We start from the raw sequence: 12,773 nt of genomic DNA on the forward strand, positions 1-12,773 counted from the left end.
TTTGTAGCGACGCATGGAGCAGAAAAAAGCAATAGCAAGCTTACATCACTTCAGAACGGAGACATTTCTGCAACCTCCACGGATGCAGTAGCGGGTAATCAGCTTTATTCTCTTGGCAGCGAAGTTGCGAAGTCTTTTGGTGGTAATGCTGGATATGAGGATGGTCAGTGGACCGCTCCAAGCTTCAAGGTTAAGACCGTTAATTCTGATGGTAGTGGTGTTGAAGAGCAGAGCTATGAGACTGTAGCGGAAGCTTTTGCTGGTGTTGGCACTTCTTTCACGAACATTCACAATGAGATGAATAAAGAAATTGGCAAAGTTATAGGTGATAGCCTTGTTAAGCGAGTTGAAGAGACAAATGTTATTACTATTGGTAAAGAAATCGGTGGTACTGAGATCATTCTTGCAAACAATGAAGGTAAGGATCGGACACTTTCTGGTGTGAAGGCGGGGCAGGTTGGCAATGAAGCTGTTAACAAAGCACAACTTGATGAAAATGTGAAGAATCTTTCTGAGAGTATTGGAAATACGAAGGCGTCTGCGGTTCATTACGATAATCAAGATGGTCAGGTTGATTATACGAGTGTAACCTTGGGAGGTAAAGATAAAGACCCCGTAGGTCTCCATAATGTTGCCAATGGTAATATTTCCAAGGATTCACATGATGCGATTAATGGCTCTCAGATTAATACAATCTTTGGAGATGTAGCCAAATTTTTAGGTGGTAATACATCATTTGAAAATGGTACTTTTAAAGGACCAATCTATAATTTATCCAGGATTACTACAGATGGTATGAGCACGCCGATTGCCTTTACCGATGTTGGGAGTGCATTTGTTGGTCTTGACACGAATATCAAGAATGTGAATGAACGCATTAAGGAAGTTTCGCAAGGTGTTGCACAGGATTCTTTGTCGTGGAACGAGGCAGCAGGGGCTTTTGTTGCAAAGCATGGAGAGGAAAAAACCAATAGCAAAATTAAGTTTCTTGCGAATGGGGATATTTCTACAACCTCAACGGACGCAGTGAATGGATCACAGCTCCATTCATTAGGCGGTAACGTTGCAACATATTTTGGCGGTGGCGCTAAGTATGAGGATGGTGCATGGATCGCTCCAAGTTTCAAGGTTAAAACTGTCAAGGCTGATGGTGCTGAAATTGAAGACAAAAGCTATAATGATGTTGCATCTGCTTTTGAAGGTGTTGGTGCTTCATTTACGAATATTACAAATGAAATAAAAAAAGAAATTAGCACTGTTCAAGGTAACGCTTTGTTGTGGAGCAATGATAAAGAGGCTTTTGTAGCAACGCATGGAGAGAATAAAGCCAACAGCAAGATTACATCACTTCAGGCTGGGAAGATTGCATCAGATTCAACAGATGCAGTGAATGGTGGTCAGCTTTATATTCTTGGCAGCGAGTTTGCGAAGTATTTTGGCGGTGGGGCTGGATATGAGAATGGACAATGGGTATCTCCTACTTTCAAGGTTAAAACTATCAAAGATGATGGTGTTACAGTTGAAGAGAAGAAGTATGATAATGTTGCAGAAGCTTTAGCTGATGTTGGTACATCTTTCACGAATATTAAAAATGATATCACTAATGTCGTAAGTGATAGCCTTGTGAAGCAAGATGAAGAGACAAAGGTTATTAAGATTGGTTCTGAAAAATATGGTGATAAAATCACTCTTGCAAACAGTGAAGGTAAGGATCGGACGCTTTCTGGTGTCAAGGCAGCAGAGCATGCTAATGAGGCTGTCAACAAAGCTCAGCTTGATGAAAGTTTGAAGGATCTTTCCAAAAGTCTTCAGTCTGATGAATCAGCCGTTGTTCACTACGATAAAAAAGGTGATGACAATAACGCAATTAATTATGCGAGTGTGACGTTTGGGAAGGGACAAGATTCCGCTCCTGTAGCTCTTCATAATGTTGCAGATGGCAAAATTACCAAGGATTCACATGATGCGATTAATGGCTCTCAGATTAATACAATCTCTGGAGATGTAGCCAAATTTTTAGGTGGTAATGCATCATTTGAAAATGGTACATTTACAGGACCGACCTATAAATTATCTAAGATTTCTGAAGATGGCGCAGCAGAAGAAACTAGCTATGATAATGTTGGAAGTGCTTTTTCTGGACTTGATACAAATATCAAGAATGTAAACCAACGTCTTAAGGAAGTTTCGCAAGGTGTTGCACAGGATTCGTTGTCGTGGAACGGGGCAGAAGGGGCCTTTGTAGCAACGCATGGAGAGAATAAAAATAGCAGCAAGATTACATCTATTTTGGATGGAACAGTCTCTGAAAGTTCCACTGATGCTATTACAGGTAGTCAGCTTCATTCTCTTGGCAGTGAGGTTGCAACATATTTTGGTGGTGGCGCTAGATATGAAGAAGGTAAATGGACCGCTCCAAGTTTTGTAGTTAATAAATTTGATGCAGAAGGCAAAGCTACTGAAGAGAAGTATGATGATGTTGCTACAGCTTTTGCTGGTGTGAGCAGTTCTCTTACGAATATTCATAATGAAGTTAAGAATGAGATTAACAAAGTGGTAGGCGATAGCCTTGTGAAGCAGGATAAAGAGGCTGATGCTATTACTATTGGTAAGGAAACAAATGGCACTGAAATCAGTATTTTGAATAAAGAGAAGGCTAGTCGGACACTTTCTGGTCTAAAAGCTGGGACCCTTTCCGAGACCTCAACAGAAGCAATAAATGGTGCACAGCTCTTTGCGACTAATCAGAATGTTACCGCTGTAACGAATGATTTGAAAAAAGTTACTGAGAATACCTCACAATATTTAGGTGGTGGTGCAAATGTTCTTCAAGGTGAGAAACCCACTTATACTGTTGAAGGCAAAACATATAATGATGTTGGTTCTGCTTTTGCTGGTGTTGATACTTCTATTACGAATGTTAAAAATGATGTTACTAACGTTAAGAATGAACTGACCAATGAAATTATGAACCAAATTAACTCTGTAAAAGGTGATAGCCTTGTTAAGCGAGTTGAAGAGACAAATGTTATTACTATTGGTAAAGAAATCGGTGGTACTGAGATCACTCTTGCAAACAGTGAAGGCAAAGCTCGGACGCTTTCAGGTGTGAAGGCTGCAGAGAATGACAATGAAGCTGTTAACAAGAGCCAACTTGATAAAAGTTTGAAGAAACTCTCTGATACTCTTCAGTCTGAAGAATCTGCGGTTGTTCTCTATGATAAAGGAACAGATGGTAACACTGATTATAGCAGTGTGACTTTTGGAAAAGGAAAAGGTTCGGCTCCTGTTGCACTTCATAATGTCAAAGCTGGTAAGATTGCTGAGAATTCGTATGATGCGATTAATGGTTCTCAGATTAATACAATCTCTGAAGATGTTGCCAAATTCTTAGGTGGTGGTGCGGGATTTACAGAGGGTATTTTTACAGGACCGACTTATAAGATCTCTCATGTTTCTAAGGATGGTGAGGTAACGGAGAGCGGCTATAACGATGTTGGTAGTGCATTTGCGGGTCTTGATACGAGTATTAGTAATGTGAACACGCATCTGACGAATGAGATCAAGAAATTTGAGGACAATATCACGAATATTACGCAAGCAGTTCAAGGTGATGCTTTGTTATGGAGTGACACTGCTCATGCGTTTGTAGCGACGCATGGAGAAGAAAAAAACAATAGCAAAATTAAGTTTCTTGCAAATGGAGATATTTCTTTAACCTCTACGGATGCAGTAGCGGGTAATCAGCTTTATTTTCTTGGCACCGAGGTTGCGAAGTCTCTTGGTGGTGGCGCTGGATATGCAGAAGGCAAATGGACCGTTCCTACTTTTACAGTTAAGAGCATCAAAGAAGATGGTAGTGGTGTTGAAGAGCAGAACTATGCGAGTGTTGCATCTGCTTTTGAAGGCGTAGGTACTTCATTTACGAACCTTCACAATGAAGTTAAGAATGAGATTAACAAAGTTGTAGGTGATAGCCTTGTTAAGCGAGTTGAAGAGACAAATGTTATTACTATTGGTAAAGAAATAGGCGGTACTGAGATCACTCTTGCGAACAATGAAGGTAAGGATCGGACACTTTCTGGCGTGAAGGCAGCAGAGAATGATAATGATGCTGTTAACAAAGCGCAACTTGATGAAAGCTTGAGGGCTCTTTCCAACAGTCTTCAGTCTGCTGAATCTGCAGTTGTTCTTTATGATAAGAAAGAAGATGGTGAAACTGATTATAGCAGTGTGACTTTTGGGAAGGGTAAAGATTCCGCTCCTGTAGCTCTTCATAATGTTGCCAATGGTCAGATCGCTGATGGATCGCATGATGTTGTCAATGGTTCTCAGATTAATACAATCTCTCAGGAAGTTGCTCAATTTTTAGGTGGTAATGCATCATTTGAAAACGGTACTTTTAAAGGACCGATTTATGAGATCTCTCATATTGCTGAAGATGGTGCGGTAACAAGCAATTCCTATAGCGATGTTGGTAGCGCGTTTGCGGGTCTTGATACGAGTATTAGTAATGTGAACACGCATCTGAAAAATGAGGTCAAGAAATTTGAGGACAATATCACGAATATTACGCAAGCAGTTCAAGGTGATGCCTTGTTGTGGGACAAGGATAAGGGAGCATTTGTAGCGCAGCATGGAGAAAACAAAGGCAATAGCAAGATTACGTCTCTTCAGAATGGAGACATTTCTGAAAACTCAACCGATGCTGTTAATGGTGGACAGCTTTATTCCTTGAGCAGCGAGGTTGCCAAGTATTTTGGCGGTGGCGCTGGATATGAGAACGGAAAATGGATAGATCCTAATTTCAAGGTAAAACAAATCAGTTCTGATGGCGATCTTACTGAGGATTCCTATAAGACTGTAGCGGAAGCTTTTGAGGGTGTTGGTACTTCTTTCACGAATATTCACAATGAGATAAATAAGGCAATTGGCAAAGTTGTTAGTGATAGCCTTGTTAAGCAAGATGATAAGACAAAGGTTATCAAGATTGGTGCTGAAAAAGATGGTGATAAAATTACTCTTGCAAATAGCCAAGGGGAGGCTCGGACGCTTTCTGGTGTGAAGGCAGCAGAGAACGGTAATGAAGCTGTTAACAAGAGCCAACTTGACAAAAGTTTGAAGGAACTCTCTGATATTCTTCAGTCTGAAGATTCTTCTGTTGTTCTTTATGATAAGAAAGAAGATGGTGAAACTAATTATGAAAGTGTAACTTTTGGAAAAGGAACAGGTTCTGCTCCTGTTGCACTTCATAATGTTGCTGATGGTAACATTGGTGAGGGGTCACATGATGCAATCACCGGTAGCCAGATTAATAAGATCTCTGAAGATGTTGCCAAATTCTTAGGTGGTGGTGCGGGATTTACAGATGGTGCTTTTACAGGTCCTAGTTATAAAATCTCTCAGGTTGATGTCGATGGTAATGTAAAAAAGGATGAATTTACCGATGTTGGTAGCGCGTTTGCGGGTCTTGATATGAGTATTAGTAATGTGAACACGCACCTGACGAATGAGGTCAAGAAATTTGAGGAAAACATCACGAATATTACGCAAGCAGTTCAAAGTGATTCCTTGTTGTGGGACCAGGATAAGGGAGCGTTTGTAGCGGCGCATGGAGAAGAAGGGAACAAAACCAATAGCAAGATTACATCTCTTCAGGCTGGAGATATTTCTGCAATCTCCACGGATGCTGTGACGGGTAATCAGCTTTATACATTGGGTAGCAAGGTTGCGAAGTCTCTTAGCGGAAATGCTAGCTATGAGAATGGCGCATGGATCGCTCCAAGTTTCAAGGTTAAGAGCGTCAAAGAAGATGGTAGTGGTGTTGAAGAGCAGAGCTATGAGACTGTTGCAGCTGCTTTTGAGGGTGTTGGTACTTCTTTCACGAACATTCACAATGAGATTAATAAGGAAATTGGCAAAGTTGTCAGTGATAGCCTTGTTAAGCAAGATGAGGCGACAAAGGTTATTACTATTGGTGTGGAAACAGATGGTACTGAAATCAGTATTTTGAATCAAGAGAAGGCTAGTCGGACACTTTCTGGTTTAAAAGCAGGGACACTTTCGGATACCTCAACAGAAGCAGTAAATGGTGCACAGCTTTTTGCTACCAATCAGAATGTTACTAGTGTGACAGGTGATTTAGAAAACGTTGCTGAGAATACCTCACAATATTTGGGTGGTGGTGCAGATGTATTTCAAGGTAAGAAACCCACTTATACTGTTGAAGGCAAAACGTATAATGATGTTGGCTCTGCTTTTGCTGGTGTTGATACTTCTATTACCCATGTTAAAAATGACGTTACTAACGTTAAGAATGAACTTACCAAGGAAATTACTAATCAAATTAATACTGTGAAAGGTGATAGCCTTGTTAAGTGGAATGAAGAGAAGAAGCTCATCAAGATTGGTGGAGAAAAAGAGGGTAGTGCGATCACTTTTGCAAACAATGAAGGTGCAGATCGGACACTTTCAGGCGTGAAGGCAGCAGAGAATGACAATGAAGCTGTTAACAAGAGCCAACTTGACAAAAGTTTGAAGGATCTTTCTGATACTCTTCAGTCTGAAGATTCTTCTGTTGTTCTTTATGATACGGGAACAGATGGTAAGACTAATTATGAGAGTGTGACTTTTGGGAAGGGAAAAGATTCCGCTCCTGTAGCTCTTCATAATGTTGCAGATGGTACCATTGGTGAGGGGTCGCATGATGCAATCACCGGTAGCCAGATTAATAAGATCTCTGAAGATGTTGCCAAATTCTTAGGTGGTGGTGCGGCATTTACAGATGGTGCTTTTACAGGTCCTAGTTATAAATTATCTAAGATTTCTGAAGATGGTGCCGCAGAAGAAACTAGCTATGATAATATTGGAAGTGCTTTTTTTGGACTTGACACAAATATCAAGAATGTAAACCAACGTATTAAAGAAGTATCTCAAGGTGTTGCACAGGATTCTTTGTTGTGGGACAAAGATGCGCAGGCTTTTGTAGCAACGCATGGAGAGAATAAAGCCAACAGCAAGATTACATCTATTTTGGATGGAACAGTCTCTGAAAGTTCGACTGATGCTATTACAGGTAGTCAGCTTCATATTCTGGGCAGCGAGGTTGCGAAGTCTTTAGGCGGTGGCGCTGGATATGCAGAAGGTATATGGACCGCTCCTAGTTTTACAGTTAAGAAATTTAATTCAGAAGAGGAAGCGACTGAAGAAAAGTATGATAATGTAGCGGCAGCTTTTGAAGGTGTTGGCAATTCTCTTACGAATATTCATAATGAGTTTAAAGATGAGATTAATAATGTCATCAGTGATAGTCTTGTTAAGCAAGAGAATGAAACTGCTGCTATCACCATTGGTAAGGAAGCTTATGGCACTGCAATTAACATTCAAAACAAGAATAATGAAGATCGGACCCTTTCTGGTGTGAAGGCGGCAGTGAAGGGTAATGAAGCTGTTAACAAGAGCCAACTTGACAAAAGTTTGAAGGATCTTTCTGATACTCTTCAGTCTGAAGATTCTTCTGTTGTTCTTTATGATAAGCAAGAAGATGGTGAAACTGATTATGGTAATGTGACTTTTGGAAAAGGAAAAGGTTCCGCTCCTGTTGCACTTCATAATGTTGCTGATGGCAAGATTGCCAAGGGTTCACATGATGCCGTCAATGGCTCTCAGCTTTTTGAGACACATCAGACTGTTGCTGAGTATTTTGGCGGTGGCGCTGGATATGCAGAAGGCAAATGGACCGCTCCTAGTTTTACAGTTAGGAAATTTAATTCAGAAGGAGAAGCGACTGAAGAAAAGTATGATAATGTAGCGGCAGCTTTTGAAGGTGTTGGCAATTCTCTTACGAATATTCATAATGAAGTTAAGGATGAGATTAACAATGTCATTAGTGATAGCCTTGTTAAGCAAGATGAAAAGACCAAGGTTATTAAGATTGGTGGAGAAAAAGATGGTGGTAAAATCACTCTTGCAAATAACCAAGGCAAGGCTCGGATAGTATCTGGAGTAATGGCTGGCGCTTTGACGGATAGTTCAACAGAAGCCATTAATGGCTCACAGCTTTATTTAATGAGTAAACAGTTAGCAGCCTATTTTGGAGGAGGTGTTGGATATAGCGGTGGCCAGTGGACAGCTCCAGAGTTTAAGGTTACGCAATTTAAGGGAGATGGTAGTTCTTTTGAGCAGAAAAGCTATAATGATGTTGCGAGTGCTTTTGATGGTGTTAGTGAGAGTATGTCGAGTATAAATGAGCGTATTAAAGAGGTTTCCAAAACTATTAATACCAATAGTTTAAATTGGAATGAAGAGAAAAGCTCATACGACGCTAGTCATAAAGGTGTATCAAGCAAGATTGATAATGTTGCCGATGGTAGAATTGAAAAATGGTCGCAAGAAGTTGTGAATGGCGGACAGCTTTGGGAGACAAACGAGAAAGTCAAAGAAGTTGAACACAAGGTAGATAGTATTGATAAACATGTAAAAGATATTGAAAGTGCGGTTACCGATGGTGCTGTTAACTATGATAAAGATACCAATGGGAAAAAAACCAATACAGTTACGTTGGTTGGTGGGAATGAAAGTGATCCGGTAATTATTGATAATGTTGGTGATGGTAGAATTGAAGTAGGATCGAAAGAAGCGGTTAATGGCGGTCAATTGCACGATTATACCAAGCAGCAGCTTGATATTGTTCTCGAGGATATAAAAAAGTATACAGAGCAACATGTTACTTCAGACATTGATGATGCAGTTGAGCGTGCTAAACAGTATACAGATACGAAGTTTAATGTTTTAAAGTATGGCCTTGAAGATGTACGTAAAGAAGCAAGACAAGCTGCAGCTATTGGCTTGGCAGTAGCTAACTTGCGTTACAATGATACACCTGGAAGATTAAGTTTTGGATTTGGTGGTGGTTTATGGCGTAGCCAATCTGCCCTTGCTTTTGGTGCTGGTTATACGTCTAGAAATGGAAACATTCGCTCTAATTTGTCTATAACCAGTGCCGGAGGTCACTGGGGAGTAGGGGCAGGATTCACCATGACACTAGATTAAAAAAACAATAAAATATTTTAATTAAAATCTCATTCACCTTTGTTTAATGAAACAAGGGTGAAAATTTTATATAGAAAAAAATTTTAAATAAAAAAATACACAATAATTTACTGAAATTAAATAAAATATAACTTAAATAGATTTACGTAAAAAGAGACTGAATACCTATTATTAAAACTTTTCCAAATGCTCATTTAAATATATCATATTGAAAGAGAGCAAAAACTCTTTCATTTTTTTGCTATTTTATCAATATTTTTTATAGTTAAAGGTTACAGCTATAAATAAGAACCATTGTATTAAAAGCGAAGAAATTACTTTTCAAAATATCACGCAATAATTTAAGATCATTTTATTCTTTGAATGAGAAGTTAAATTAAAGCAATATTAATCTTCTCTAAAAAAATAAATTATCAATACGTAAAAAAATTCACATCTTCAAAGAGTAAATTAACTTACAAAACAAGAAAACAACTAATACGCGAGTTTTTTTGCTATAAAAAATTCTAGAAGACAAGACCTTTTTTAAATTTACCTCTTAAATACACAAAATTGGATCTTCTAAATTTACAAATTCTGTATCTGATGATAGCGTTCAAATATATTTCTGCTATTTTGCATTATCTTTAGGCGTTGGTGATACCTTGAAAAGGGGTATTTTTATCTTTAATATTCAGTTTATCTTGTAAGATCAGGAGATCTCTGGGAATTATGTGCATGGGTTTCATATGGCACTCAATTGATGCTAAAAGCCAAAGATTTTAATGAAAATCTTGCATGCTATACGTTTTTAGAGAGGCACGTAAGCTCTACAAAGTAAAATAATATTTATACATAAGCGAGTATAGCGCTTAACGAGGCTATAAAGTTTAATTTTTATAATAGTATATTACGTAATTTTGTTGAAAAAGTAGCGCACTAACATCCATAATTATACGTTTTATGAAGAAATTCATTTTTTTCTTGCTATTTGATTGCAGATCTTATAAGTATACAAAAAGTATATTAGTAAGACTCATTTTGTTCGCAAAGAAATATTTCTGATAGAGAGATATTTAAGAAGAAGGGGGGGATGGATAATGTCTTCAAATAAAAAAGATTACGAAATTGCACATATATAGCAACGTACTTAAAATATCTTTAGCTGAAATACGAAGTAAAAACCCGTGAAATATTTTTACTGTCTTTAATGTAATAAGATTTATTTTCTTTTTACAGTAAACAGTACTACCAATAATAAATATATTACAATACAAAAACACTCAACATTTCACTTTAAGATCTTCATTTAAGTGGTTTAACCTCTTTTGAAAAAAAACCAATATTATGTAAGTACACAGAAAATTCTTTTATGAATTTATACCACGATAATCCAAAAACTCAACCATTACTTATAAACTAAATATATTGCTCTTACATTTAATAAGTTCTCAATTTTTTTATAAATCTTATTATAAGACGCAGAGAAAAAACGAAGCGAAAGAATAAAAATGCTACTCTCCTACAAAAAAGTAGAATCCAATTCCATACACCGTAATCTTTTAACAAGTAACATAAGAATGTGTCTTTTTTATGTTTTAGTTTTTTTTGTTGGAGAGTTTGTTATAAAAAAATTATATGACACATTAGTGCAGAATGACGAAAATCACCCTCGTTCTCCTTTTCCCTTATTTTGGATGAAGAGTATTTTATTTGCTGCAATAGTTGCATTTTTATCAAATATTTCTCCTAGTTTTGCAGCAAATCTCGATTTTGGAAATACATTTCTTGAAGGTGTTGAAAGTGCTGGTGTGTCTTATCCACAAAACATTATCTCTGTTGCTCATTTGAATGCCTCTTCTGTATCAAAAGACAATGATGTAAGAGTGCTTAATACTGCAGCACAGGAAAAAGTTAAAGCTTCCAGCGACCACGCAAACTTTTTAACCAGATCCCTTTCTGATAAGGAAAATCCTATCGTAGACGTTTCTGCTACAGATGATCCTATTGCACAAAAATATGTACAAAATATATTAAAAATAGGGAGCATTGAGGATACAAATATTCAAAAACTTAAGAGAGTAGAACTTGACAATAATAGATCGTTTTCTTCTTCGGGAAAAATACAAACGCGCTTGATAGACGATACTAGAATTGCATTGGGGACGAATGCTTATGCTGGAGGGTTCGGATCCGTTGCGATAGGCGCTAAATATGAAAATGGTAAATGGGATTTGGGAACAGAGGCAAGAGCATTTCCAAGAGATTCAGTCTCTATAGGTACAAACTCTCTTGTTTCTGCTAGTACTAATTCAGCCAAAAACGGGGCGGAAGGGGTTGCTGTAGGATACTTTGCGCGTGTGGTAAATAATAGAGGTGTAGCTTTGGGTCCTTATGCTGTAACTATGGTTTCGAGTTCTATAGCTTTAGGTGAGCGCTCACGCGCTGTTACTTCAGGTGGCATCGCAGGTTATGATCCTGTAAGTGATAAAAGTACAACACAAACAAGTCCAATATGGAAATCATCATCTGATTATGGTGTATTAAGTATTGGGAATACAGAAGACGCTGCAGAAGATAATTGGGTAACGCGCCAGATTCAAGGAGTAGCAGCTGGTACTGCAGACACTGATGCAGTGAATGTTGCTCAGTTGAAGGCGTTAAGAAAAACGATAAAAGGAGGTTGGAAGCTTTCTGTAGCTAATAAAAATGTTAAAACCGTTGATCCGGAGAGCATAGTAGATTTTACTTCTGGAAGTAATAATCTCACGATTACAAAAGGTGGTCAAGACAATAATGTAAAGTTTGATTTGGCTAAAGATGTTACGCTGAGTAGTGCAAAAGTGGGGAATAATACCTTAGATGCAAAAGGCCTAGTGATTCCTGGTGGCCCGCAAATAACGACTGCTGGCATTGATGCTGGAAATAAAGAGATAAAAAACATTAAGGCTGGAGAACTCTCTGCAAATTCGCAACAAGCAGTGACTGGGTCTCAGCTTTTTAAGACTAACGATAATGTTGCATATACTGCTAATAGACTTAATGCGCTGGAGAATAATATTAAATTTAATGAAGCAGAAAATTGGATGGCTCTTGGTTTTTCTGCACAAGCGCAGGGAGAATATGCTATAGCTTTGGGTTATAAAGCAAATGTAGCAAAAGCAAATGGCATTGCTATAGGGCAAATGGCTCACGCTGTAGGGCTAAGTAGTATCGCAATAGGTTCAGAATATCATAAGGAGAATGGAGATGATTATACAACGGCTAAGGATGACTATACGACAGCAGTAGGTGCCATTTCTAAGGCGCTAGGCTATGGTGCAACTGCTTTAGGTCATCGTGCATATGCGTATAAAAATAGAAGTATTTCTATTGGCTTTTATTCAAGGGCAAATAATGACGGTAGTATTGCTTTGGGCTCTGATGCCAAAGCGAATGTTGACGGAGGTGTTGCCATAGGAAAGGGATCTGTGGCTAGTGTTGCAGGTAATATTGCAGGTTATGATCCGATTACTGGGAAAAATACAACACAAACAAATGTGATATGGAAGTCCTCACCTGGTTCTGGTGCAGTTAGTGTTGGTGTTATAACAGGTGATGCTAAGGACTGGAAAACACGACAAATTACCGGGCTAGCAGCTGGAAGTGTAGATACAGATGCAGTTAATGTTGCGCAGTTAAAAGCGTTAAGAGCTTTCGCGGCACAAGGTTGGAAGCTTTCCGTTGGTGGGGCTAATGCTACA

Annotated in this window: 1 protein-coding gene and 1 pseudogene; both read left to right on the forward strand. The window is 38.4% G+C overall.

The features are described from left to right. On the forward strand, positions 1-9,051 hold a 9,051-nt coding region (locus MCQ_RS04635), incomplete at its 5' end, for a Vomp family autotransporter (protein ID WP_006923844.1). Between the two features lie 1,628 nt (positions 9,052-10,679). Next, positions 10,680-12,773 (forward strand): annotated as a pseudogene (locus tag MCQ_RS09805) (hypothetical protein); the annotation flags it as partial.

It is taken from the genome of Candidatus Bartonella washoeensis Sb944nv (genome assembly GCF_000278135.1).
GTDB classification, from domain to species: Bacteria; Pseudomonadota; Alphaproteobacteria; order Rhizobiales; family Rhizobiaceae; genus Bartonella; species Bartonella washoeensis.